General features: G+C 68.5%; 22 protein-coding genes and 1 pseudogene. 4 read left to right on the forward strand and 19 right to left on the reverse strand.

All coding sequences use genetic code 11. The features are described 5' to 3' along the window. Positions 1 to 288: 288 nt before the first annotated feature. Positions 289 to 1587, reverse strand: a complete 1299-nt coding sequence (gene tyrS, locus ACJH6J_RS21730) for a tyrosine--tRNA ligase (protein WP_318987244.1) — start codon at positions 1585 to 1587, stop codon at positions 289 to 291. 38 nt (positions 1588 to 1625) lie between these two features. Then, the gene (locus tag ACJH6J_RS21735; protein WP_406802552.1) at positions 1626 to 2237 is read right to left on the reverse strand and encodes a DNA-3-methyladenine glycosylase; all 612 of its coding nucleotides are present in this window, start codon (positions 2235 to 2237) and stop codon (positions 1626 to 1628) included. Positions 2238 to 2306: 69 nt separating this feature from the next. Here ACJH6J_RS21735 and ACJH6J_RS21740 point away from each other — a divergent pair. The 3 genes and pseudogenes from ACJH6J_RS21740 to ACJH6J_RS21750 all read left to right on the forward strand — a co-directional run bounded on the left by ACJH6J_RS21740 (position 2307) and on the right by ACJH6J_RS21750 (position 4447). Next, positions 2307 to 3075, forward strand: a pseudogene (locus ACJH6J_RS21740) (ABC transporter ATP-binding protein). Next, positions 3009 to 3827: an ABC transporter permease gene (locus ACJH6J_RS21745; RefSeq protein WP_406804510.1), complete on the forward strand. Its 819-nt coding sequence runs from the start codon at positions 3009 to 3011 to the stop codon at positions 3825 to 3827. The pseudogene ACJH6J_RS21740 and the gene ACJH6J_RS21745 overlap by 67 nt, the downstream one beginning before the upstream one ends. Next, entirely contained in the window at positions 3824 to 4447 is a 624-nt protein-coding gene (locus tag ACJH6J_RS21750; RefSeq protein WP_406804511.1) for a TetR family transcriptional regulator, read from the forward strand. The genes ACJH6J_RS21745 and ACJH6J_RS21750 overlap by 4 nt, the downstream gene beginning before the upstream one ends. On the opposite strand, the gene ACJH6J_RS21755 is transcribed toward ACJH6J_RS21750, so the two are convergent. From ACJH6J_RS21755 to ACJH6J_RS21765, 3 genes are all read right to left on the reverse strand, one after another. Continuing rightward, positions 4444 to 4650 (reverse strand): Trm112 family protein, encoded by a 207-nt coding sequence (locus ACJH6J_RS21755; RefSeq protein ID WP_212814156.1) that lies wholly within the window; start codon positions 4648 to 4650, stop codon positions 4444 to 4446. The two genes, ACJH6J_RS21750 and ACJH6J_RS21755, sit on opposite strands and share 4 nt — an antisense overlap. Positions 4651 to 4656: 6 nt before the next feature. After that, positions 4657 to 5088: a hypothetical protein gene (locus ACJH6J_RS21760; RefSeq protein ID WP_212814154.1), complete on the reverse strand. Its 432-nt coding sequence runs from the start codon at positions 5086 to 5088 to the stop codon at positions 4657 to 4659. Positions 5089 to 5176: 88 nt separating this feature from the next. Next, on the reverse strand, positions 5177 to 8149 hold the full coding sequence (locus ACJH6J_RS21765) for an acyl-CoA synthetase (protein ID WP_212814152.1): 2973 nt from the start codon (positions 8147 to 8149) through the stop codon (positions 5177 to 5179). A 131-nt stretch (positions 8150 to 8280) separates the two neighbouring features. Here ACJH6J_RS21765 and ACJH6J_RS21770 point away from each other — a divergent pair, with 131 nt between their 5' ends. After that, positions 8281 to 10074, forward strand: a complete 1794-nt coding sequence (locus ACJH6J_RS21770) for an ABC-F family ATP-binding cassette domain-containing protein (protein WP_212814150.1) — start codon at positions 8281 to 8283, stop codon at positions 10072 to 10074. On the opposite strand, the gene ACJH6J_RS21775 is transcribed toward ACJH6J_RS21770, so the two are convergent. The 14 genes from ACJH6J_RS21775 to ACJH6J_RS21840 all read right to left on the reverse strand — a co-directional run bounded on the left by ACJH6J_RS21775 (position 10068) and on the right by ACJH6J_RS21840 (position 23341). Then, positions 10068 to 10433 (reverse strand): DsrE family protein, encoded by a 366-nt coding sequence (locus tag ACJH6J_RS21775; RefSeq protein ID WP_212814148.1) that lies wholly within the window; start codon positions 10431 to 10433, stop codon positions 10068 to 10070. The genes ACJH6J_RS21770 and ACJH6J_RS21775 overlap by 7 nt on opposite strands. Continuing rightward, positions 10430 to 10828 (reverse strand): nuclear transport factor 2 family protein, encoded by a 399-nt coding sequence (locus ACJH6J_RS21780; RefSeq protein WP_212814146.1) that lies wholly within the window; start codon positions 10826 to 10828, stop codon positions 10430 to 10432. Before ACJH6J_RS21780 ends, ACJH6J_RS21775 begins: the two co-directional genes overlap by 4 nt. 52 nt (positions 10829 to 10880) lie before the next feature. Further along, positions 10881 to 12440: an HD domain-containing phosphohydrolase gene (locus ACJH6J_RS21785; RefSeq protein ID WP_212814144.1), complete on the reverse strand. Its 1560-nt coding sequence runs from the start codon at positions 12438 to 12440 to the stop codon at positions 10881 to 10883. A 4-nt stretch (positions 12441 to 12444) separates the two neighbouring features. Next, positions 12445 to 12735 (reverse strand): HNH endonuclease, encoded by a 291-nt coding sequence (locus ACJH6J_RS21790; RefSeq protein ID WP_371824575.1) that lies wholly within the window; start codon positions 12733 to 12735, stop codon positions 12445 to 12447. Between the two features lie 124 nt (positions 12736 to 12859). Continuing rightward, complete coding sequence (locus tag ACJH6J_RS21795; RefSeq protein ID WP_406804512.1) at positions 12860 to 14293, reverse strand: tetratricopeptide repeat protein; 1434 nt, start codon at positions 14291 to 14293, stop codon at positions 12860 to 12862. A 6-nt stretch (positions 14294 to 14299) separates the two neighbouring features. Then, a complete protein-coding gene (argH, locus tag ACJH6J_RS21800; RefSeq protein ID WP_406804513.1) occupies positions 14300 to 15718 on the reverse strand; it encodes an argininosuccinate lyase in 1419 nt (472 codons plus the stop codon). Positions 15719 to 15806: 88 nt separating this feature from the next. Next, positions 15807 to 17006 carry an argininosuccinate synthase gene (locus tag ACJH6J_RS21805; protein ID WP_293022047.1) on the reverse strand — a complete coding sequence of 400 codons (1200 nt, stop codon included), beginning with the start codon at positions 17004 to 17006 and terminating at the stop codon, positions 15807 to 15809. Between the two features lie 26 nt (positions 17007 to 17032). Then, positions 17033 to 17506: an arginine repressor gene (locus ACJH6J_RS21810; RefSeq protein WP_133428208.1), complete on the reverse strand. Its 474-nt coding sequence runs from the start codon at positions 17504 to 17506 to the stop codon at positions 17033 to 17035. Then, positions 17503 to 18432 (reverse strand): ornithine carbamoyltransferase, encoded by a 930-nt coding sequence (gene argF / locus ACJH6J_RS21815; protein WP_135355142.1) that lies wholly within the window; start codon positions 18430 to 18432, stop codon positions 17503 to 17505. Before argF ends, ACJH6J_RS21810 begins: the two co-directional genes overlap by 4 nt. Continuing rightward, a complete protein-coding gene (locus ACJH6J_RS21820; RefSeq protein ID WP_167837869.1) occupies positions 18429 to 19616 on the reverse strand; it encodes an acetylornithine transaminase in 1188 nt (395 codons plus the stop codon). The genes argF and ACJH6J_RS21820 overlap by 4 nt, the downstream gene beginning before the upstream one ends. Then, positions 19613 to 20497 carry an acetylglutamate kinase gene (gene argB / locus ACJH6J_RS21825; protein ID WP_064857959.1) on the reverse strand — a complete coding sequence of 295 codons (885 nt, stop codon included), beginning with the start codon at positions 20495 to 20497 and terminating at the stop codon, positions 19613 to 19615. Before argB ends, ACJH6J_RS21820 begins: the two co-directional genes overlap by 4 nt. Continuing rightward, entirely contained in the window at positions 20494 to 21699 is a 1206-nt protein-coding gene (gene argJ / locus ACJH6J_RS21830; RefSeq protein WP_207546778.1) for a bifunctional glutamate N-acetyltransferase/amino-acid acetyltransferase ArgJ, read from the reverse strand. The genes argB and argJ overlap by 4 nt, the downstream gene beginning before the upstream one ends. After that, the gene (gene argC, locus ACJH6J_RS21835; protein WP_061007331.1) at positions 21696 to 22730 is read right to left on the reverse strand and encodes an N-acetyl-gamma-glutamyl-phosphate reductase; all 1035 of its coding nucleotides are present in this window, start codon (positions 22728 to 22730) and stop codon (positions 21696 to 21698) included. The genes argJ and argC overlap by 4 nt, the downstream gene beginning before the upstream one ends. A 59-nt stretch (positions 22731 to 22789) precedes the next feature. Continuing rightward, a complete protein-coding gene (locus ACJH6J_RS21840; protein ID WP_020103331.1) occupies positions 22790 to 23341 on the reverse strand; it encodes a TIGR03086 family metal-binding protein in 552 nt (183 codons plus the stop codon). Between the last annotated feature and the right edge of the window lie 20 nt (positions 23342 to 23361).

Here is a 23361-nt window from a genome sequence, read left to right on the forward strand (position 1 = left end):
GGGAAAACACGAGGTGCAGTCAAAAAACAACAAACAAAAACCACCAAACACACTATTGAGTTCTCAAACAACACGCCCGGCCTGACCGCGCAACAAACCCGCGGCTAAAAGCCGCGGTCCGTAGTGCGGGCAGTGAGGAACTCCCAACTTAATGGGTGTTACTCTCGGATTTGGTCTTCGCTCTCCGGCGCTTGTCCGTGTCGCTCTGACCTGGAATAAGTTACGGCAGGGCTAACAGCGAGTCAAATCGCCAGGTCAGCGGAGCGTTTCCCCTGGTCAGAGGGGCCGTCATCCTTGGCCGGAGCCGCCAACCCGCCGTACCCCGGCGATGTGGCGCTTGCCACGCCGCAACACCAGCCAGCGTTCACCGAGAAAGTCCGTCGGCTGTGGTACCCACTCGTCGCTTTCGACGCGTGCGTTGTTCACGTAGACGCCGCCTTCTGCCACCGTCCGGCGCGCTTCCCCACGACTCTTGGACAGCCCCGTCGCAACCAACAGGTCGGTGATCCCATCCGGACCACCCGGTGTCAGCTCGGCGACCTGGCCATTACTGGCCTCGGTCAGCGCCGCCGAGAGCGTCGACTCGTCGAGATCCGCGAGCTCGGCGCGGCCGAACAGCGCCTGACTGGCCAGTTCGACAGCGTCGGTCGCCGCCTGGCCGTGCACCAACGTGGTCAATTCCCGGGCCAGCCGCCGTTGCGCCGCGCGCTCGTGGGGCCGCTCCGCGGTGGCGGTCGCGAGTTCACCGAGCTCATCGGCGGACAGGAAGGTGAACCAGCGCAGGTAGCCCACGACATCGGCGTCGGCCGCGTTCACGAAGTACTGGTACCAGGCATAGGGGCTGGTCAGCTCGGGGTCGAGCCACAGATTGCCGCCGCCGGTCGACTTGCCGAACTTCTTGCCGTCGGCCGAGGTGACCAGCGGAACCGTCAGCGCATGCGCGGTCGCACCCAGTTTCTGGCGCACCAGCCGGACGCCCGCGATGATGTTTCCCCACTGGTCAGAGCCACCGACCTGCAGGCTGCAGCCGTGCTTCTTGTACAGCTCGACGAAGTCGTTGGCCTGCAGGAGCATGTAGCTGAACTCGGTGTACGAGATCCCGTCGCCTTCGAGGCGCCGCTTGATGGTGTCGCGATCGAGCATGACGTTGACCGAGAAGTGTTTGCCCAGGTCACGAAGGAATTCGATGGCCGACATCGGCCCGGTCCAGGACAGGTTGTTCTCGACGATCGCACCGTTGCCCGAATCGTTGAACTCGACGAACCGCTCGAGCTGGCCGCGGATACGTTCGGCCCAGTCCGCGACGGTGTCGGCGGTGTTCATCGTCCGCTCACCGTTGTCGCGGGGATCGCCGATCATGCCGGTGGCACCACCGGCCAGCACGATCGGCCGGTGTCCGGCCTGCTGGAATCGCCGCAGCGTGAGCAGCGGAACCAGGTGTCCCGCGTGCAGGCTGGGTGCGGTCGGGTCGAAGCCGGCATAGAGAGTGAGCGGTCCATCGGTGGTCGCGGCGGCGAGCGCTTCGCGGTCGGTCGATTGCGCGATCAGGCCGCGCCAGTCCAGTTCATCGAGAATGCCAGTACTCACGACGTCGATCTTCCCCTATCGCAGGTCACCGACCGCCATCAGTCGCTCTCGCCCGGTGCGGGCGCCCGGGGACTGCGCCGGTAGTTCGACACCTCGGGGGTACCCGGCAACCAGAACCGCCAGGCCCGGTCGGCGGCCTGACTGACCCCCACGCGCGGCCCGGCGCTGCCCTCCTGTGGCGGGTTGAGTTCGATCCGGACCGGCGATTGCCGATCAAACAGGTCAATACCGTTGTCCGCCAACGTGATTCCGAGCGCCTCGCACAGGTTGCCCGGGCCCCGGGCGTATGCGACGGGCATGATGCCGGCGCGCCGCCGGCCCGCGGCGACACCACAACCGTCGACCACGCGGGCCGCACGGAGCAACACGGCACCCGCCACCCCGTCGGTGCAACACACGACGTTGGCGCACACATGGATGCCGTGGCTGCGGTACGTGTACAAGTACCCGGCCGGCCCGAACATCACCGCACTCCGGGGCGTCGGCCCGCGGTACGAGTGCGCAGCCGCATCCGGCCACGGCCCCGACGGCGGACCGCCATAGGCCTCGACTTCCACGACGGTGGCGACCACGTCCCGGCCGTACAACGTGGCACCGAGCAGCCGCCGAGCCGCGGTGACCGGATCGACGGCGAGTGACTCGGCGCTCATGGCCTGCCATTCTGCCCGGTCCGGCGCCGGCCATTGACATGCCCACGCCACGAGCGGATTATTCACCATATGATGAGTTCATCGAATGGTGAATTACTGGATCAGCGCTCTGACGTGGCGATTCGGATCGACAACCTGACCGTCGTCCGCGGTAATCGGCGCGCGGTCGACGACGTGTCCCTGCAGGTCCGGCGTGGCAGCATCACGGGATTGCTCGGTCCGTCCGTCCGGCTGCGGCAAGACCACCCTGATGCGTGCCATCGTCGGCACCCAGATCATCACGAGCGGCACGGTCGCGGTCCTCGGGAAGCCCGGCGGATCGGCAGATCTGCGTCGGCGCGTGGGATATGTGACCCAGGAGCCGACGGTGTACAACGATCTGCGCGTCATCGACAACGTGCGCTATTTCGCCGCATTGACGGGCGCCGGGAAGACCGCCGCCGACGAGGCGATAGCCGCCGTCGGTCTCCAGGATCACCGAACTGCGTTGTGCGGCAACATGTCCGGCGGACAGCGGACGCGCGCATCGTTGGCCTGTGCGCTGGTGTCCAAACCTGACCTGCTGGTGCTCGACGAACCCACCGTCGGGCTGGACCCGGTACTGCGCGTCGACCTCTGGGAGCAGTTCGATCAGCTGGCCCGCGGCGGCACCACCCTGTTGGTGTCCAGCCATGTGATGGACGAGGCCGACCACTGCGGCGAACTGCTGCTGATGCGCGAGGGTCGCCTGCTCGGACACACCACGCCCACCCAACTACGAGAGGACACCGGATGTTCATCGCTGGAGGAAGCGTTTCTGACCATCATCCGGCGCAGCACCGCAGCCAGAGCCGGTTGACGTTGCAGCCCTATCTGGCCACCACGGCCCGCATCCTGCGTCAGCTCGCCGCCGACCATCGCAGCATGGCGATGATCCTGGTGGTGCCGAGCGCCGTCATCACCCTGATGTACTTCATGTTCGGCGAGCTGCCACACCGCCCAGGCACGCTGTCGCCGTTCAACAACGCCTGTCTGATCCTGCTGGGCGTCTTCCCGCTGATCGTGATGTTCCTGATCACCTCGATAACCATGCAGCGCGAACGGGTTTCGGGCACATTGGAACGGATCCTCACCACTCCCCTGCGCCGGCTGGATCTGCTGGCCGCCTACGGATCGGCATTCTCGGTGGCCGCCGCCGCCCAGGCGACGCTGGCCTGCCTGGTGTCGTTCTGGTTCCTCGGGTTCGACACCGCGGGCAGCCCCGCCCTGGTCTTCCTGATCGCGATCATCAACGCGGTGCTGGGCGTCGGTCTGGGCCTGCTGTGCAGTGCCTTCGCGCGCACCGAGTTCCAGGCCGTGCAGTTCATGCCGGTGGTGATCGTCCCGCAGTTGCTGTTGTGCGGCATCATCGTTCCCCGCGAAATGCTGCCCGACTGGTTACGGTGGATCAGTGACGCACTGCCCGCGACCTACGCGCTCGAGGCCCTCCAACAGGTGGCCGACCACGCCGACATCACCAGCACCACGATGCGCGACATCGTCATCGTGATCGCGTTCGCGGTCGTCACCATGTGCCTGGCCGCTGCGACCCTGCGCCGCCGGACCCCATGACCGCGGCACAGCCGCGGCCGCGCCGCAAGCCGCCCGGCCGGCCCAGCGGAACGTCGGACACCAAGGAGACGATCCTGGCGTGTGCGCGGGACCTGTTCGCCCGCAACGGTTTCAACAACACATCGGTGCGGGCGATCGCGTCCGCCGCCGGTGTCGACGCGGCGCTGGTGCATCACTACTTCGGAACGAAGCAGCAGCTTTTCGCCGCCGCGGTGCACATTCCCATCGACCCGCAGATGGTGCTCGGTCCGTTGCGGGACACCCCTGTCGACGAACTCGGCCGCACCTTGCCGTCGCTGTTGTTTCCGATCTGGGACTCCGAGCTCGGTGTCGGGTTCATCGCGGCGCTGCGCTCGATGCTCGCGGGCGACGATGTCAACCTGATCCGCATCTTCCTGGAAGACGTCATCACCGCCGAAGTCGGTGCGCGCGTTGACAATCCACCCGGCACGGGACGAATCCGCGTGCAGTTCGTCGCTTCCCAGTTGATCGGCGTCGTGATGGCCCGCTACATCCTGCAGCTGGAACCGTTCAGATCGCTTCCGGTGCACCAGATCGCGGAGACGATCGCGCCGAACCTGCAGCGCTACCTCACCGGCGAGCTGCCGGCGCTGGACTAACGCCGGGCGGCGGCGAGCAGTCGCTGGTGCTCGGCGTCGTCAGTGACGTCGACCGCCTCGTCGATGAGCAGCACCGGTACCCCGCCGTCGATGCGGTACGCCCTGCGCAACCGCGGGTTGTACAGGCATTCGTCTCCGACCAGCAGCAACTCACCGCGGTCCTGCGGGCACACCAAAATCGCGCGCAATGCTTCGTCGATCACCGCGCGTCAGCCACCCAACGGAATCTGCGAGCCACCGGTACCCGGCACCAGACCGGGCGGCAGGCCACCCGGGCCACCGATGACGATAGGGTTCTGCGGCTTCGCGCCGGCGGCGCGGGCCTGATTGCGCTTCTGGAACTTCACCGTGTCCTGCAGCGCGTGGATCAGCGGCACCTGGTTGGGACGCTGGTCGAGCGCCGCCTCGATATCGGCGAGGTTGCCCCGCGACGGCCCGAAGCCCTGGGCACGCAGCTTGAGCGACGTGTGCAGCAGCTTCGCGAGGTCGCCGCCACTGGCGCCGATGTCGTACTCGGCATCGAGGTCGTCGAGGATGTCGGCGTGTGCCGCGGCAGGAGTGAGCAGCATCCCGGCAGCCACGGCTCCCGCCAGAATCGCGCCGGCAACACCACGCCGCCCGCGGCTGGTGTGTGACGTCATGCGTTCTCCATTCGATATCTGCGCCCGACGGCGTGAACCCCGACTGACAAACCGCAGCCTAACAGCGACGACCGGTACCGGCAGGCTGTCACGACAGACTGCTCGCTCCGGTCAGCTCGGCATGGGCAGCCGCGGTGAACGGCACAAACGCGTCGCTGTCGACGTCGAACTGCCACGAGTTGTCCGTCGATTCCGGCACGCCGGCGGCACGCAACTCGGCGAGCACCGGCCGGTAGGAGGCGTTCAGCTTCAGCTCCGGCACCACATGGATGAGGTCCGGCTCCACCCCGACCGGCAGATCGGCCAACGCCTCACGGAGCTCGGCCGGCAGGACACTGCCACCCGGACGCAGGCTCAAGGCCGTCACCGCCAGCTCCCGATCACCGACCGGCACCCGGTAGGTGACGGCGATGTCGACGGCGTCGAGGCGGCCCAGCGCATTGCCGACCTCCTTGCCGAACACGGCGCCGCGCGGGGTGCGGATGACCGAACGGCGGTTGTCGACCATCCAGTAGTCACCGTCGTCGTCCCGGCGGAACAGAAACTCGGTGGACACCCAGGTGTCCCCCGGCGCGAAGACACCGCGCTTGACCGCGGCAGTCGGGTCGACGGGGCCACGCGGCTTGGCCAGCAGGACGCCCACCTCGTTGGGCTCGGCGCGCACCACGAAACCGTCGTCGCCCTCGAGGATCAGGTCGTCGTCGACGTCGTAAGCGGCCAACGCGATCTGACCGCCACCCGGCAGTGGCCGGCCCTCGCTGCCGATCTTGGCACCCGACACGTTGGCCAGCACGGCCTGACCGTCGGTGGTCGTGAAGAACTCCAGGACGTGTGCGGGCTGGAACGCCTCTTCGACACGGCGCCACAACCCGGCCGGCATCCCCGAGCCGATGAACAGGCGTACCGGGTGGGTTCCGTTGATCACGAACGACGGGTCGTCGATGACGTCGCGCAGCATCGCCCAGGTGTAGGACACCACGGTGACGCCGTACTGCCGCAGTTCGTGCACGAAGCGCTCGGGCCGCAGACCCCGGGACAGCGCGATGCGCGCACCGCCGACGACCGCGCCGCCGAGCGAGACCAGCAGGCCCGACTGGTGGTGCAGCGGGGTGAGGCAGTAGACGGTGTCGCCGCGGCCCAGGTTCGCTGCCGATGCGGTGCCGAATGCCGAGAGCGCCCAGCGGAAGTTGGTGATCTGCCGGGCCACCAGCTCGCCGCCGACGTTGGCGAACGCGACGTAGGCGAGGTCCTGCGCGTAACCCGGGTTGGGCCGGTACCAGCCGGGCAGCTCGACGACGTCGGGGTCGATCTGCTCCATGTCGATGACGTCGGCGTCGTCGGACACGTGCAGGTCACGGTTCTCGCCGCCGCCGAGCACCAGGACGCGGGTCCGCAGCTGTCGCGCGGCATCCAGGTTGGCCGGGTCGGAGATGATGTCGGTGACGCCGCCGAGGCGGGCCGCTACGGCCAGGTCGGCGTCGGGCGGCATCAGCACGGCCACTGCGCCGAGGCGCGACAGCGCCGCGATGGCGACGAGCGCGCTGGGCCGGGTCTCCATCAGCACGCCGACCCGAACGCCTTGTCGGACACCGACTTCGATCAGACCGCGCACGACGTTGTTGATGCGGCGGTCCACGGCCTCATAGGTGTGCACGCGGCCGTCGAACAGCAGGAACTCACCGTCCGGCGCGCCCTGGGCCTGCTCGCAGATGATGCGGCCCAACGAGATTCGCGTGTGGTCGTTGATCTGGCCGAGACGGGCCAGCCGCGGCAGGGTCCGGACGGTCTCGATGGCCAGCGCGCGCGTCGACTTGCCGGCCGTCACCACGGCGTCGGCCGCGGTGTTGGCCAGGCTGAATGCCATCTCCGTCGCGGCGGCGGCACCGTGTGCCACGCGGATGGCCAACGGCACCGACTCGCGCGGCAGTTCGGACTGCAGCGGCATCGGCACCACGTCGGCCGGCATCGGTCCGCCGGCGTCGAGCCACTTGACCCACGACGCGACCGTCGGCCAGCTCTGGCTGGCGGCCTTGGAACCCACGACGAGACCGAAATGCCCGACACGGATGAGGTATTCGTAGACGTCGGCCTCCGGTGCGGCGCGCTTGATGCCGCGCACCGCGGCGGGCTGACCGATGTCGTCGACCTCGCCGACCACGGCGAGGACCGGGCAGGTGATGTCGGACAGCGTCACCAGATTGCCGTGGATGGCGAACCCGCCGGTCATCATGCGGTTGTGCGCGATGAACTGCTTGAGCAGCTCTGCGATGGCCGGGCCGGACCAGGCGATCCAGCCCTCGCTGGCCAGGAACCGGCGCTGCTGCTCACGCGGCAACAGCGCTTCACGGTCGTGCAGCTGGCGCAGGAAGTCGAGGCGCGACTGCGCGGTCTTGATCGGGTCCAGCATCTGGAAACCGTTGCGCGCCAACCACCCCGGGATGTTCAGGCGGCTGAAGACATGGTCGGCCATGAAGTCGGCGACGCCGGATGCCAGGTTCGCCGGCATGTTCATCGGCAGTGCGGCCAGGGTGTCCACGGGAGACCCGAAGGCGATGATGCTGGCCAGATCACGGGACTGCCGGTACGCGGCGGTCTGATAGGCGAACATGCCGCCCTGCGAATAGCCGGCCAGATGGACGTCTTTGCCCGTGGTCGCCTTGACGGTGTCGATGGCCGCGCTGAGCCCCACCACGTGGTCGGCGAGGTTGCGGTCCATGCCGCCCTCGACCTGATCGGGCGAGCCGAAGTCGATGACCCACGGGTCCAGGCCCGCGGCGTGCAGGATGCCGACGGCGCCGTCGTCGCGCGTCACGTCCCACATGTCGGCGGACATCATCATCGGATGCACCATCAGTACCGGCGAACCGGCCGGCGCCGCACCCGGACGCGCGTCGGGCGGGAAGTAGCGCCGCAGGCGGTACATCGGCACGCTCTCGACGATCTGGAACGGCGACGGCACGGCGCCGGTCTCCAGCCCGCCGTAGCGCAGCACTTCCAGGCCGTTTTGCGCGGTAGCTACCAACCGCTCCACCGGCCCGGTGATCACCGAAAAATCCACCACCGGGTACTCCCTTTTGGTCAAATAAGTACAAATCCCCCTGATTACGACGCCATCATGGCACAACGCGCTGGTTACCTCGTGGTTACGGCGTGGCAGGGGCACCCGCGACCGACGCCTAGAATCTGCGCCTGATGGCGCATCTATTGGGGGCCGAAGCCCTGCATCTGGAATTTCCGACCCGTGTGGTTTTCGATTCGCTGACGGTCGGGATCGAGGAGGGCGACCGAATCGGCATCGTCGGCCGTAACGGCGACGGCAAATCCAGTTTGCTGGCAATGCTGGGCGGCCGGCTCAAGCCCGACTCCGGGCGGGTGACGGTACGCGGCGGCGTCCGGATCGGGATGCTCGACCAGGCCGACACCCTCGACCACACCGACACCGTCGGGCACGCCGTCGTCGGCGACGTTCCCGAGCACGAGTGGGCGGGTGATCCCCGCGGCCGCGACGTCATCGCCGGGCTCCTCGGCGACCTCGACTGGAATGCGGTGATCGGCACGCTCTCGGGTGGGCAACGCCGCCGCGTGGCGCTCGCCCGCCTGCTCGCCGGCGACCACGACGTCCTGATCCTCGACGAGCCCACCAACCACCTCGACGTCGAGGCGATCACCTGGCTGGCAGCGCATCTCAAGAAGCGCTGGGCCGCCAATGCCGGCGGCCTGCTCGTCGTCACCCACGACCGGTGGTTCCTCGACGAGGTCTGCACCGCCACATGGGAGGTGCACGACCGCATCGTCGAGCCGTTCGAGGGCGGCTACGCGGCGTACATCCTGCAGCGCGTCGAACGGGACCGGCAGGCGGCCGCCAGTGAGGCACGGCGGCAGAACCTGGCCCGCAAGGAGCTCGCGTGGCTGCGCCGCGGTGCACCCGCACGGACGTCGAAGCCGAAGTTCCGCATCGACGCCGCCAACGCGCTGATCGCCGACGTGCCCGAGATCCGCGACAAGGTGGCGCTGCAGTCGCTGGCGGTGACCCGGCTGGGCAAGCAGGTCGTCGACATTCTGGACGCGTCGGTGACCTACGGAGACCGGCAGGTGCTGCAGGACGTCGAGTGGCGGATCGCCCCCGGCGAGCGCACGGGCATCCTCGGCGTCAACGGCGCCGGCAAGTCGACGCTGCTCGGACTGATCGACGGCTCGGTCGAGCCGACCGAGGGCCGGGTCAAACACGGCAAGACGGTGCAGATTGCCACGCTGACCCAGGGCGTGGACAAGCTGGCCGAGCATCTCGACGAACCCGTACGTGTGGTGCTCAGTCGGCTGGCCACGACGTACACGTTCGGATCCGGTTCCAAGGCACAGGAACTCAGCCCGAGTCAGCTGCTGGAGCGCCTCGGCTTCGCCAGCGCGCAGCTGTCCACGCCGGTGCAGGATCTGTCCGGTGGGCAGCAGCGCCGGCTACAGCTGCTCCTGATCCTGCTCGAACAGCCCAACGTGCTGATCCTCGACGAGCCGACCAACGACCTGGACACCGACATGCTGGCGGCCATGGAGGACCTGTTGGACTCGTGGCCCGGCACGCTGATCGTCGTCAGCCACGACCGGTACTTCCTCGAGCGCGTCACCGATCAGCAGTTCGGCATCCTCGGTGGCCGGTTGCGGCACCTGCCCGGCGGGGTCGACGAGTACCTGCGCCTGCGGGCGACGCACGCAGCCCAAACCGGTACCGCCACAGCCAAACCGGCCGCGGCGGCACCTGAGGGGCTGTCGGGTGCCGAGCTGCGTGCGGCGCAGAAGGAACTGACCGCCATCGAACGGCGGCTGGAGAAGCTCGCCGGCCAGATCGACACCGCACACCAGCGTCTCGCCGCGCACGACCAGGGCGACTACGAAGGGCTGCAACGTCTTACCGGCTCGCTGCGCGAGCTCGAAGGCGAAGTGACCGAGCTGGAGGAACGCTGGATGGAACTGTCCGAGGAAGTTCAGTAGCTGAACGTGGTGGCCGGCTCGTCGCCGATCCACTGCCACAGCGGGACGGTGCCGCCGAGGTCGGCGTTGGTCAGAATATTCTCTGCGTCAAGGGCTTTGGCGTTGAAACAGATGGGACAGATCAGGAACCTGCCGCCGGCGGCTTGGTAACGGGCCATGAGATCCGGCAGCGGAGGGCAGCCGTCGCAGGCGACGCCGAGCGCGAATCCGGGCTGGCCCAGCCGCACGGCTTCCTTGGCCAGGAACATCATGGTCGGGTGTCCCTGTTCGGCCGCGCCGACCGCCATCAGCAGGGCGATGGTGACCTTCTCGGCGTCCTCAAGACCGGTGGTGAGGCTGATCGCCACTTTGGAGCTCATGAGCGGTTCTCCTTCGGTTCGGGCTGAAATCCTGAGCACAGCAAGTCGATTGAATGGATGCGCTCATCGGCGGCGGCGAACAGGCGCTGCTCGACGATCTTGACGGCGGTCGGGTCACCGGGTGGCGAGGTGCGGACCCGCCAGCTCAACGCGACGCGGTCCCCCACGCGGCCGACGGAGGCGTCGACCAGTTCGAAGGTGTCGGCGCCGAACCAGTGCCGGAAGCGGCCGACGGTGTCGTCGGCCCCGGTCACGTCGACCAGACCCGGCGGGATCAGGGCGCGGAAATGTACGTCGGGATCAAGGCATTCGGCCAGCGCGGCGAAATCCTGGCCGGCGAAGGCCTCCAGGAAGGCGCCCGCCACGGCCCATCCCGTGCCGGTGTCGTGGTCCATGTATCGGTTCTACGACCCGCAGGCACCCTGACACATCGGGTGAATACCCGATCTATTCGGCCGCGCTGACCAGCCCGTGGCGCATGGCGAACATCGCGGCGGCACCGCGGGTCGACACCCCGATCTTGGTGTAGATGTGTTCGACATGGGTGCCGACGGTGCGCGGCGTGATCGAAAGGTGTTGCGCGATCTGCCGATTCGACGACCCACGGACCAGTAGCTCGAGCACTTCGAGTTCGCGGCCGGTCAGGCCGGCGACGAGCCGGGGGCGGCGACCCGGTCGGCAGCCTGCGGCGGTGAGTACCGCGGCGACGGCGTCGGCGTCGAGCCGTCCCGCTGTGACCTCGGCGTGCATGGCCGCGGTGCGGTCGGCGGGCGCGAACGCCGTCCGGTGCGGGCGATCCTCGCCGAGCGCCTGGTAGACCACCGCGGCGGCCAGCAGCCGGGCGGGCGCGGGAATCGCCGTGCCGGTCAGGCCGCGGGGATATCCGCTGCCGTCCATGCGTTCGTGGCCGGCCGCGGCGATCGCGCCGATCTCGCACAGCCGCGGTTGGCGGCACAGCACGCGTTCGGTGAGATACGGGACCGTGCGGACGCGTTCGCGCTCGGAAATGGTCAAGGGGCCGGGCTTGTTCCAGATGCCCGTCGACACGCCGATGGCCCCGATCCGGTGCACCAGCGCCGCACGCTCGGCGAGGGCGACGTCGTCCGCACTGAGGCCGGCAACTGTGGCCGCTGCCGTGGCGAGTTCGGCGACGCGGCGTGAATAGCCCAGGAACCAAGGCGATTTCAGGTCGGCGTAGTCGGCGAAGACCCGCAGCACCGCAGTCAGCTCCGCGTCCGGAACAGTGCGATCCAGCGGTGTGCAGCCTTGGATCACCGAACCCCAGGCGTCGACGGTGTCGAGTCCCCCGAAGATCTCGTCCGGACGGCTGCAACACAGGTCGACGAGTTCCGGGTCGAACTCGGTCCCCCGGCGGCTGCGCAGCATTTCCAGCGCCGCTTCGGCGCCGCCGGCGCGGTGGTGCACCTCGGCGTCGTCCGCGATGTGGACGACGCGCATCACCGGCTGGATATCCGCACCCCGGGCCCGCCCCGGCACACCTTTGCCGTCCCAGCGCTCGAAGGCGTCCAGCAGTGCGGCACGTACCTCGGGCGGCAGGTCCAGGCGGTCGGCGATGTCGCTGGCCGTCTGACAGTGGCTGACTAAGAGTTTCGGCATATCGGCGACGCCCTGGGCCAGGAAGCGGCCGACCATGGTGATGCGCTGCAACGCCGGCTGCCCCTGCGCGAGGTGTCCGAGCAGAAACCGCGCCATGCCGGGGCCGGCCTTGTCCACCTGGTAGCTGTCGGCACGCATCTGGAGATCGTCGGCGAACCAGTGCGCCAGCTCGTGCGAGTCGGCGACGCACCCCATCCAGGCCAGCAGCGACACGTAGAAGGCCGCGGCCTGATGTTCGGGCGCCATCCCCGCCGCGGCGGCCAGGCGCGTCGCGATGACCGTCTGGCGCAACACGTGTTCCTGCGGCTGCCCCAGACCGAGATCGGTGGCCAGCGACAGCGCGGCGATGAGCTCCGCCAGGCGCACTTCGGGCGTCTGGGTACCGGCCATCGGCTCAGTATTGCGCCAGTTCCCTGGCGATGGTGGCCTTCCTGAGCAGAAACCTGCCTTCGTCCAACTTCTTTCGGCGCAACCAGCCGGTGACCTCGGCGTTGCACTTGCTCGCGTTGCACGACCGGCAGGCGGGCACCACATTGTCGAGCGTGTACCGCCCGCCGCGGGAGATGGGCTGCACGCAATCCTTCTGCAGATCGGCGTCGTCGGCGCCGCAGTAGGCGCAGCCGCCCCAGATCTCTTGCAGGACAGCCCACTGCTGCGTCGTCAGGTCGTGCTCGACCTTCGCCATCCGACGTTTGCGTCGTCTGGCGTAGACCGCGGCGCGGCTGCGAGCTGGCACCGCCCGAGCCTACGGCCGCCGACGGCCTCAGCCCTGCAGGCGGGCCCGCAGACGGCCGGCGGTGTCGGCTGCTTCAGCGGCTGGGCGCCGGCACCGTGAAGGTCGGTATGGGTGGCAATGGGCTGAACGTCGGCACCTGAATGTTGCCGGGTGACAACGGCCCCGGCTGATACGTGAAATCGACACTCGCTGCCCGGTGACCACACCACAGCACGAGCCACGCACAACCGGCGAGGAACAGCGCCGCCATGACATACCCCGACCATCGCAGACCCCGGCCGGCCAGGGCCACGACGTACTCCACACAGCGGACCCCGAACACGATCGGCAGCACCATCAGTGCGAACCACAGCGCGCCGGGCTGCGCCGCCAATCGGTAGCACGCCCATCCCAGGCCGACCGGCAGTCCCAAGCCGAGCAGCCACACCAACCAGTAGCCCGATTGCTCGGTCAGATGGTCGCCCAAGCTCACGTCGCGGTCGCTGCGAAGGCGCCCGATGGTCACCATGACGTGAGCGAGACCGGCCAGCAGGCACGCGACGATCAGTGCCTGATACCCGAGGCGTACACCATTTGGGCTCCATCCGACGATGATCAGCACAGGTGCGACCGTGGCGATGAATGCGGCCAATGCGGCCAACCCGATGCCGGCCAACGCAATCGGACGGCGCCACAGCCGCCGGGCCAGGTAACCGCGCGGAAGCTGCTTGCGCACTCGAGAGAAGGTGCGAATCCAGTGCACCAGCAGCGGCGCCATCAACACCGGGGCCAGATGACGCAACACCGACGGCGGCACCCACGCGGAGAAGAGGACCACCGCCAACGTGTAGATCCAGACGCCGCTGGCAAGCCGAGCGATGGTGCCCCACACGGTCTGCGCGAGAGTGTGCCGTGCTGCGCCGTGGGTGGGTTCGTCGACGAGAACCGCGGACAGACCCGCCACGCGCCCTCCGGCGAAAGGCCGAGCCGCGGCGGCCTCGGTCTGTAGATCAGCACTTGATGGATCGAGGCTCAATCCGGTGGCGATGAATTGCGCAGCGCGGTCGTCGCCACACCGGCGGGCCACGCGTGCTGCGGCCAAAAACAGCTCAGCGTCATGGGATTCGAGTTCCAACGCCCGATCCAGGGCCGTCCTCGCGGCACGTCGATCCGGCACCTCCGCCAGGCAGGTCGCGAGGAGCATGTGCGCGTCGGCGTCATGGGGATTCGCTTCTACAGCCCTACGGGCATATCGGACCGCGTCTGCGGTGCGGCTCGCCGAGAGGCTGACGCGCGCCAGCACCTGCAACGCCAACAGCGACGTGCCGTGTTGCGCTATCGCCGCATCTGCGGCGGCGCGCGCACGGTCCAGATCTCCGACGTTGTAGACCGCGACGGCGAATGCGTCGAGCAGCCGTCCCTCGTGCGGGTGCTCGGCAAGTGCGGACGACAGCAGGTCGGCGGCGGCTTGCCACTGGCTGAGGTCGCCGAGCAGTTGGGCTCGCAGCACCACCGCCTCGACGTCCACCAGCGCCTACCCCAGCTGCGACCGCAGCTGCGCCGCCCGATCCCGCACGATGGTGAGCTGCTCGGCAACCCTCGCCGGCGACGTGCCGCCGCGGGCATCACGCGACTCGACCGAACCGGCGATGGTCAGGACGTCCCGCACTTCCTCGGTGAGACCCGGATGGATGCCGGCGAGTTCGTCGGCGGCGAGTTCTTCCAGCCCGACTCCCCTGGCCTCTGAGGCCTTGACCGCCGCACCCGCTGCCTCGTGCGCGACGCGGAACGGAATACCTTGGCGCACCATCCATTCCGCGATGTCGGTGGCCAGGGTGTAGCCGAGCGGCGCCAGCTCGGCCATCCGGTCGGTGTCGAAGGTCAGGGTGCCGACCAGGCCGGCCATCGCGGGCAGCAGCAGCTCGAGCTGAGCGACGGAGTCGAAGACCGGCTCCTTGTCCTCCTGCAGATCCCGGTTGTAGGCGAGCGGCTGCGCCTTGAGCGTCGCCAGCAGGCCGGCCAGGTTGCCGATGAGGCGGCCGGACTTACCGCGGGCCAGTTCGGCGATGTCAGGATTCTTCTTCTGCGGCATGATCGAGCTGCCGGTCGACCAGGAGTCGTGCAGCTTGACGTAGCCGAATTCCGTTGTGCTCCAGAGGATGATGTCCTCGGACAGGCGGGACAGATCCACGGCGATCATCGCGAACACGAACGCCGCCTCGGCGGCGAAGTCGCGCGAGGAAGTGGCGTCGATCGAATTGTCCGCAGCCGCATTGAATCCTAGATCCGCCGCGATGGCGTCGGGGCTCAGGCCGAGCGAGCTACCGGCGAGCGCACCGGAACCGTAGGGCGACACCGCCGCCCGCTTGTCCAGATCGAGCAGCCGGTCGGCGTCGCGCAGCAGCGGGTGCGCGTGCGCGAGAAGGTGGTGGGCCAACAGCACGGGCTGCGCCGACTGCAGGTGCGTCTTGCCGGGCATGATCGCCGTGGGGTGCGCCGCGGCCTGGCCGGCCAGCGCGGCCGCCACGTCGAGCACGCCGTTGCCGACGGTCTTGATGGCGTCGCGCAGCCACATGCGGAACAGCGTCGCCACTTGGTCGTTGCGGGACCGGCCGGCGCGCAGCCGGCCACCGAGGTCCTCACCGACGCGGTCGATCAGGCCGCGCTCCAGTGCGCCGTGCACGTCCTCGTCCGTCGGCAGCGGCCCGAAGGAACCGTCGGCGACGTCGTTGCCGAGGCTGTCCAGGCCGGCCAGCAGCCCGTCGCGCTGCTCGTCGGTGAGCAACCCGGCGTTGTGCAGCACGCGGGCGTGCGCCTTGGACGCGGTGACGTCATATGGCGCCAGCGCCCAGTCGAAGTGCGTCGACTTGCTCAGTGCGGCAAGCGCATCGGACGGGCCGGAGGCGAACCGGCCACCCCACAGCGAACCCTCGTTGGTCCCACCGGTGCTCATTAACATGCCCCTCGTCGAGTGCGAGCGGCCGCTTTTGTACAGCTGAACACGGTGTGTCGGTGTACAAACGCGGCCGCTCGCGGGAGATTTACAAACCCAGATCGCGCTTGGCGGAGATCTTGGAGCTCAGGCCGTGCAGCTGGACGAAGCCCTTGGCCGCGCTCTGGTCGAAACTGTCGCCCTCGTCGTAGGTGGCGAGGTTGAAGTCGTAGAGCGACTCACCCGAGCGCCGGCCGTTGACGGTGATGTGGCCGCCGTGCAGGACCAGGCGGATGTCGCCGGAGACGTGCTGCTGGGTGTGCTCGACGAACGCCTCCAGCGAGGCCTTCAGCGGGCTGTACCAGAGACCGTCGTAGGTCAGCTCGCCCCACTTGCGGTCGACGCCGCGCTTGTAGCGGCCGAGCTCGCGCTCCAGGCAGACATGCTCGAGCTCGGTGTGCGCGGTGATCAGCACCATGGCGCCCGGGGCCTCGTAGATTTCGCGGGACTTGATGCCCACCAGGCGGTCCTCGACGACGTCCAGGCGGCCGACGCCCTGCGCACCGGCGCGGGTGTTGAGCTCCTGGATGATCTGCAGCACGCTCAGCGGGCGGCCGTCGATGGCGACGGGGCGGCCCTTGTCGAAGCTGACGATCAGCTCGTCGGGGGTGTTGAAGTGGACCGTCGGGTCCTCGGTGTAGTCGTAGACGTCCTTGGTCGGGGCGTTCCACAGGTCCTCGAGGAAGCCGGTCTCGACGGCACGGCCCCACACGTTCTGATCGATGGAGAAGGGCGACTTCTTGGTGACGTTGATCGGGATGTCGTTCTCCTGCGCGAAGGCGATGGCCTTCTCGCGGGTCCAGGCGTAGTCGCGGACCGGGGCGATGACCTCCAGCTCCGGGGCCAGGGTGTTGAAGCCGACCTCGAAGCGGACCTGGTCGTTGCCCTTACCGGTGCAGCCGTGCGCGACGACGGTGCCGCCATGGCTGCGGGCCGCCTCGACCAGGTGCTTGACGATCAGCGGGCGCGAGATGGCCGACACCAGCGGGTACCGGTCCATGTACAGCGCGTTGGCCTTGATGGTGGGCAGGCAGTACTCGTCGGCGAACTCGTCGCGGGCGTCGACCACCACGGCCTCGACAGCGCCGCAATCGATGGCACGCTGACGCACCACCTCCATGTCCTCGCCGCCCTGGCCCAGGTCGATGGCCACGGCGACGACCTCTTTGCCGGTCTCCTTGCCGATCCAGCTGATCGCGACCGAAGTGTCCAGACCGCCGGAATACGCCAGGATGACGCGCTCGGACATGTGTCAATCTCCTTGTTCTAGTACTGCTACAGGTTCTCGAAGGTGGCGGCGAGCTCGGCGCCGCTCATCGGTTCGCGGGCGACAACCAAAAGGGTGTCATCACCGGCGATCGTGCCCACAACATAAGGCAGAGCCGCCCGATCTATTGCACTGGCCAGGTACTGCGCGGCCCCAGGTGGCGTACGTAACACCGCCAGGTTGGCGCTGGCGTCGGTGGACACCAGCAGCTCGCCGAGCAGTCGGGACAGCCGCTCGGTGCCGCCGGAGACGCCTTTGACGGGGCTGCCGTCCTCGGGGACGACGTAGACGCCGGTGCCGCCGTCGGCACCGCGCAGCTTGACCGCACCCAGTTCCTCCAGGTCCCTCGACAGCGTGGCCTGGGTGACGTCGATGCCCTCCGCGGCGAGCAGGGCCGCGAGTTCGGTCTGGCTGCGCACCGGGTTCGCCGACAGCAGCGCCACGATGCGCGACTGTCGTCCGGCCCGGGTCGGTGCGGTCATCGTGCGTTGTGCTCCAACAGCCAGACCAGCATGGCCTTCTGCGCGTGCAGACGGTTCTCGGCCTCGTCGAACACCGCGCTCTGCGGGCCGTCGATCACCTCGTCGGTGATCTCGTCCCCGCGGTGCGCCGGCAGGCAGTGCAGCACCACGGCGTCATCGTTGGCGCGGCCCAGCAGCGCGGTGTTGACCTGGAACGGGCGGAACGGCCGCACGCGGTCCAGGCCGTCGTTCTCCTGGCCCATCGAGGTCCAGGTGTCGGTGACGAGGACGTCGGCGCCGTCGGCGGCGGCCTGCGGGTCGGTGGTGACGGTGACGGTCGCGCCCGTCTCCGCCGCGCGCTTCTTGGCGGCCTCGACGAACTGCGGGTCGGGCTCGAAGCCCTTCGGCGCGGCGATGGTCACGTTGAGGCCGGCCGTGACGCCGCCGACCATCAGCGAGTGCGCCATGTTGTTGGCGCCGTCGCCGAGGTAGCTCATGTTGAGCCCGGCCAGCTTGCCCTTGCGCTCGGCGATGGTCTGCAGATCGGCCAGCACCTGGCAGGGGTGGAACTCGTCGGACAGGGCGTTGACGATCGGTACGGTCGCGCCCGACGCCATGGCCGTCAGGCGCTCCTGCGCGAACGTGCGCCAGACGATGCCGTCGACGTAGCGCGACAGCACGGCGCCGGTGTCCTCGAGGGTCTCCTCGCGGCCCAGCTGCGTGCTGCGACCGTCGACGACGACGGCGTGCCCGCCGAGCTGGGCGATGCCCATCTCGAACGAGAAGCGGGTGCGGGTGGAGTTCTTCTCGAAGATGACGGCGATGCCCCGCGGGCCCTCGAGCGGACGACGGCTGAACGGCGCCTTCTTGAGTTCGGCGGCCAGCGCGAGGACCTCGGCCTGCTCTTCAGGCGTCAGATCGTCGTCACGGAGAAAATGGCGGATCACTGGGACTCCCCTGCTGCGGTGTCGAGAACGGTGGGTAGGGCGGTCAGGAACGCGTCGATCTGCGCGTCGGTGATGACCAGCGGCGGCGCCAGCCGCACGACGTCGGCAGCCGCGGCGTTGACGAGGAAACCCGCGTCGCGCGCGGCGTTCTCGACAGCCTTGGCCTGCGGCGCGGTCAGGACGACGCCGAGCAATAGCCCGCGGCCACGCACGTGGTCGACCAGCGGGTGGTTCAGCTCCTCGATACCGTGTGCCAGCGTCTTGCCGGCGGCGTCGGCGCGGTGCACGAGGTCGTCATCGGCGAGGGTCTTGACGACCGCCAGGCCCGCAGCCGTGCACACCGGGTTACCACCGAAGGTGCTGCCGTGCATGCCCGGCTGCAGCAGTTCGGCCGCATCGCCGATGGCGATGCAGGCGCCGACGGGCAGACCGCCGCCGAGGCCCTTGGCCAGCGTGATGACGTCGGGCGTGATGCCGTCGTGCTGGTGCGCGTAGAACGCGCCCGTGCGGCCGATTCCCGTCTGCACCTCGTCGAGCACCAGCAGCGCACCATGTTTCGCGGTGAGCTCTCGTGCCTTGACCAGGTAGCCGGCCGGCGGGGTGACGACGCCGCCCTCGCCCATGATCGGTTCGAGGAACACCGCCGCGGTCTCGTCGGTCACGGCCGCTTCGAGCGCCTCGACGTCGCCGTACGGCACGTGGGTGACGTCACCGGGCAGCGGCAGGAACGGCTCCTGCTTACCGGGCTGGCCGGTCAGGGCCAGCGAGCCCATGGTGCGGCCGTGGAACGCCCCTTGGGCCGCAACGATTTTGGTGCGGCCGGTGAGCCGGCTGATCTTGAACGCGGCTTCGTTGGCTTCGGCGCCGGAGTTGCAGAAGAAGACTCGCGCCGGCGCGTCGAGCTGGGCCACCAAGGCTTCGGCCAGCGCGATACCCGGTTCGGTGGCGTACAGATTCGAGGTGTGGCCCAGCGTGTTCAGCTGCGTGGTGACGGCCTCGATCACCGCCGGATGACGATGTCCCAGCACGTTCACCGCGATGCCGGCCAGGAAGTCGACGTAGCTCTTGCCGTCCGCGTCGGTGACCACGGCGCCGTCGCCGCTGACCAGCGCGACGGGCGGCGTGCCGTAGTTGTTGGTCATCACCGCTTGCCAACGGGCTTGCATTGCTTCGGTTCCCTTCATGCGGGTGACACGACCTTGGTTCCGGTGCCCTCGTCGGTGAACAGCTCGACGAGGACACAGTGTTCGACCCGGCCGTCGATGACGTGCGCGCTCGGGACACCGTTCTCCACGGCCCGCAGGCATGCCTCGATCTTGGGCACCATGCCGGATTCGAGCTTCGGCAAGAGTTGTGCCAGTGCGGCGGTGTCGATTTCGGTGACCAGCGAGGTGCGGTCCGGCCAGTCGGTGTACAGGCCTTCGACGTCGGTGAGCATCAGCAGCTTCTCGGCGCCGAGCGCTTCGGCGACTGCGGCCGCGGCGGTGTCGGCGTTGATGTTGTGCACCACGCCGTCGGCGTCGGGAGCGATGGTGGACACCACCGGAATCCGGCCCGCGTCGATGAGATCCAGGATGGCCTCGGCGTTGACGTGTTCGACGTCGCCGACCAGACCGATGTCGGTGGGCACGCCGTCGACCGTCACGCTGCGCCGCACCGCGGTGAACAGCTGTGCGTCCTCACCGGTGATGCCGACCGCGTACGGGCCGTGGGCGTTGATCAGCCCGACGAGCTCGCGGCCGACCTGCCCGAACAGCACCATCCGGGCGACGTCGAGGACCTCGGGCGTGGTGACGCGGAAGCCGCCCTTGAAATCACCTTCGATACCAAGGCGTTTCAGCATCGCGCTGATCTGCGGACCACCGCCGTGCACGACCACCGGCTGGATGCCGCAGTTGCGCAGGAACGCCATGTCGGCGGCGAAGGCCGCCTTGAGGGTGTCGTCGGTCATGGCGTTGCCGCCGTACTTGACCACGACGATCTTGCCGTGCAGCTGCTTGAGCCACGGCAGCGCCTCGGCAAGCACCGCCGCCTTCACCGCGGTCGAGAGCCCGGCCGTGCTCATGAGCTGTACGCCGAGTTCTCTTCGACGTAGGCGTGCGAGAGGTCGGTGGTCCGGATGGTGGCCTCGTGCTCGCCGATCTGCAGGTCGACGACGACCTCGATGTCGGCGCCCGAGAGGTCGACGTCGCGGGCACCCGGCGCGCCGGCACCGTCGATGCACACCGCGGAACCGTTGAACGACACGCTGATCCGGTCCGCCACGAGTTCGATGGGCGCGATGCCGATGGCGGCCAGGACCCGGCCCCAGTTGGGATCGGACCCGAACAGCGCGGTCTTCACGAGGCTGTCGCGCGCCAGCGCTCGGGCACCCACGAGGGCGTCGTCCTCACTGGCCGCGCCCTTGACGGTGATCGCGATGCGCTTGGTGACGCCTTCGGCGTCGGCCTGCAGCTGCGCGCACAGGTCGTCACAGACGGCCAGGACGGCCTCGTCCAATTCGCTTTGGCTGGGCCGGATTTCGCTGGCGCCGGACGACAGCAGCAGCACCGTGTCGTTGGTGGAGCAGCTGCCGTCGATGTCGAGCCGGTCGAAGGTTCTGCCGGCCGCGTTCTTGAGGGCGAGGTTCAGCGCTTCAGCGTCGGCGACGGCGTCGGTGGTGATGACCACCAGCATGGTCGCCAGCGACGGCGCCATCATCCCGGCACCCTTGGCCATGGCACCGATGGTCCACTTGCCCGGGTGGTGCAGCGCAACCTGTTTCGGCACGGTGTCGGTGGTCATGATGGCCCGCGCGGCCTCGTCACCGCCCGACAGCCCACCGGCCATCTCATGCACGATCTCGGTGACACCGGCCAGCACCTTGTCCATCGGGAGCCGATCCCCGATCAGGCCCGTCGAACACACCGCGACCTCGATGGCCCCGGTCTCGGTGCCCCAGTCACTCAGCGCGGCGGCGACGGCCTCGGCGGTCTGGTGGGTGTCCTGAAAACCGCCCGGGCCGGTACAGGCGTTGGCGCCACCGGAGTTCAGGATGACCGTCCGCAACCGGCCGCTCTTGAGGACCTGTTCGCTCCACTGCACGGGAGCGGCCCGCACCTTGTTGCGGGTGAAGACCCCGGCGGCCGACAGGTCGGGTCCCTCGTTGAACACCAGCGCCAGGTCCGGTTTCCCGGAAGCCTTGATGCCGGCTGCGATTCCGGCTGCCCGGAAGCCTTCCGGCGCGGTGACGCCCTGGTTGCGATGCAGGGACGGGGTGTCGGTCACGGTGCTACTCCCACGGTGGATAGTCCTTCGGTTTCCGGCCAGCCGAGCGCGATGTTCATGGACTGTACTGCCGCGCCGCCGGTGCCCTTGGTCAGGTTGTCGATGGCGCACAGAGCGACAAGGGTCTTCGCGTCCTCGTCGACCGCGACGGCGATCTGCGCGGCGTTGCTGCCCACGACCGAACCGGTCTTGGGCAGCTGTCCTTCCGGCAGCAGGTGGATGAACGGCTCACTGGCATAAGCCTTTTCGTACGCCGCCCGGATCTCCTCGACGGACGCCGTGGTGCGCGCGGTGCACGTCGCGAGGATGCCGCGCGATGTCGGGATCAGCACCGGGGTGAACGAGACCGTCACGTCCTTGTCGGTGACGGCCCGCAGGCCCTGGGCGATCTCCGGCGTGTGCCGGTGCGCGCCGCCGACGTTGTAGGCCCGGGCCGAGCCGATGACCTCGGCGGCCGACAGGTCGACCTTGCCGGACTTGCCGGCGCCCGAGGTGCCGCTGACCGCCACCACGGTGACGTTGGGCTCGACGAGCCCGGCCGCGACGGCCGGCACGAGAGCCAGCAGCGCCGAGGTCGGGTAACAGCCCGGAACCGCAATGCGTTTGGTACCGACGAGCTTGTCCCGGCCGCCGGGCAGCTCCGGCAGCCCGTAGGGCCAGCTGCCGGCGTACTCGGAGCCGTAGAACTTCTCCCAGGCCGCGGCGTCGGTGAGCCGGAAGTCGGCGCCGCAGTCGACGATCAGGGTGTCCGGGCCGAGTTGCTGCGCGAGCGCGGCCGAATGTCCGTGCGGCAGACCCAGGAAGACGACGTCGTGCCCGGCGAGAACGTCGACCTCGGTGGGCTGGAGCACCTGGTTTGCGATCGGAAGGAGGTGCGGGTGGTGGTCACCGACCGTGGTGCCGGCATTGCCCGCGGCGGTCAGCGCACCGATGGTGAGGCGACCGTCGGCGTAGGCCGGATGGCCCAGCAGGAGCCGCAGAATCTCGCCGCCGGCATACCCACTGGCGCCGGCCACCGCCACAGAAGTCATACGAGCGATTCTGCATGTTTATGCATCAACTTGCAAACCAATTACTGCGCCTTCTGGAGTCACGCAACGTGTTGTCGCGGATGACGCCCGGTGAAAGCGACCAAGCGATCAAGAGCCTCGGCATCGGTGGTTACCGGTACCTGAGGGTCGAACCCCGCAGTACGCCGACTGTCCGGGGTGATGATGCGCTGTGCAAGCGAGAGCACGAAGTCGGCGTGTGCGGCGGCGACAGCCAGCGGGCGTGCCAGTGCCTGCGCGAAGTCCCAACCGTGCACCACCAACTCGACCGACAGCACTCCCAACGCCAGGTGCGCAGGCATGACCCTGCCGGCGAACATCGCGTCGCCTTCCGTGCCCCGAGCGCGCCAGGCGTCGATCACCGAATTCGTGGTCTGCGAGATGCGTGTCCCGATGCCCGCGTTCTGCGTGACGAAAACCTGCGCCCCAGCCGCCTCGCCCACCATTGTCACAGTTCCCGCCAGATGATCCGCCAGCGCGGCCACATCGAATCCCGGGCAGGGCGTCGGCAATCGCACACTCTCGCCGACGGCGGCGGCCAGCACCGGGAGAATCGCAGCCAATGCCATTTCAGCGCTCGACAATTCGTTCATGCCGGTGATTCTCGCCGTGC

The organism is Mycobacterium sp. SMC-18 (assembly GCF_045310895.1).
GTDB lineage: Bacteria > Actinomycetota > Actinomycetes > Mycobacteriales > Mycobacteriaceae > Mycobacterium.

Excerpts from the sequence above, each read along its gene's own strand:
- ACJH6J_RS21785 (WP_212814144.1), bottom strand. The coding sequence starts at position 12,440 with ATGGCCGGTACCCAGACGCCCGAAGTGCGCCTGGCGGAGCTCATCGCC.
- ACJH6J_RS21805 (WP_293022047.1), bottom strand. The coding sequence starts at position 17,006 with ATGTCCGAGCGCGTCATCCTGGCGTATTCCGGCGGTCTGGACACTTCG.
- argC (WP_061007331.1), bottom strand. The coding sequence starts at position 22,730 with ATGACTTCTGTGGCGGTGGCCGGCGCCAGTGGGTATGCCGGCGGCGAG.
- ACJH6J_RS21810 (WP_133428208.1), bottom strand. The coding sequence starts at position 17,506 with ATGACCGCACCGACCCGGGCCGGACGACAGTCGCGCATCGTGGCGCTG.
- ACJH6J_RS21820 (WP_167837869.1), bottom strand. The coding sequence starts at position 19,616 with ATGAAGGGAACCGAAGCAATGCAAGCCCGTTGGCAAGCGGTGATGACC.
- ACJH6J_RS21775 (WP_212814148.1), bottom strand. The coding sequence starts at position 10,433 with ATGAGCTCCAAAGTGGCGATCAGCCTCACCACCGGTCTTGAGGACGCC.
- ACJH6J_RS21770 (WP_212814150.1), top strand. The coding sequence starts at position 8,281 with ATGGCGCATCTATTGGGGGCCGAAGCCCTGCATCTGGAATTTCCGACC.
- ACJH6J_RS21735 (WP_406802552.1), bottom strand. The coding sequence starts at position 2,237 with ATGAGCGCCGAGTCACTCGCCGTCGATCCGGTCACCGCGGCTCGGCGG.
- ACJH6J_RS21780 (WP_212814146.1), bottom strand. The coding sequence starts at position 10,828 with ATGGACCACGACACCGGCACGGGATGGGCCGTGGCGGGCGCCTTCCTG.
- ACJH6J_RS21760 (WP_212814154.1), bottom strand. The coding sequence starts at position 5,088 with ATGACGTCACACACCAGCCGCGGGCGGCGTGGTGTTGCCGGCGCGATT.
- ACJH6J_RS21840 (WP_020103331.1), bottom strand. The coding sequence starts at position 23,341 with ATGAACGAATTGTCGAGCGCTGAAATGGCATTGGCTGCGATTCTCCCG.
- ACJH6J_RS21790 (WP_371824575.1), bottom strand. The coding sequence starts at position 12,735 with ATGGCGAAGGTCGAGCACGACCTGACGACGCAGCAGTGGGCTGTCCTG.
- argH (WP_406804513.1), bottom strand. The coding sequence starts at position 15,718 with ATGAGCACCGGTGGGACCAACGAGGGTTCGCTGTGGGGTGGCCGGTTC.
- argB (WP_064857959.1), bottom strand. The coding sequence starts at position 20,497 with ATGAGCACGGCCGGGCTCTCGACCGCGGTGAAGGCGGCGGTGCTTGCC.
- ACJH6J_RS21745 (WP_406804510.1), top strand. The coding sequence starts at position 3,009 with ATGTTCATCGCTGGAGGAAGCGTTTCTGACCATCATCCGGCGCAGCAC.
- ACJH6J_RS21750 (WP_406804511.1), top strand. The coding sequence starts at position 3,824 with ATGACCGCGGCACAGCCGCGGCCGCGCCGCAAGCCGCCCGGCCGGCCC.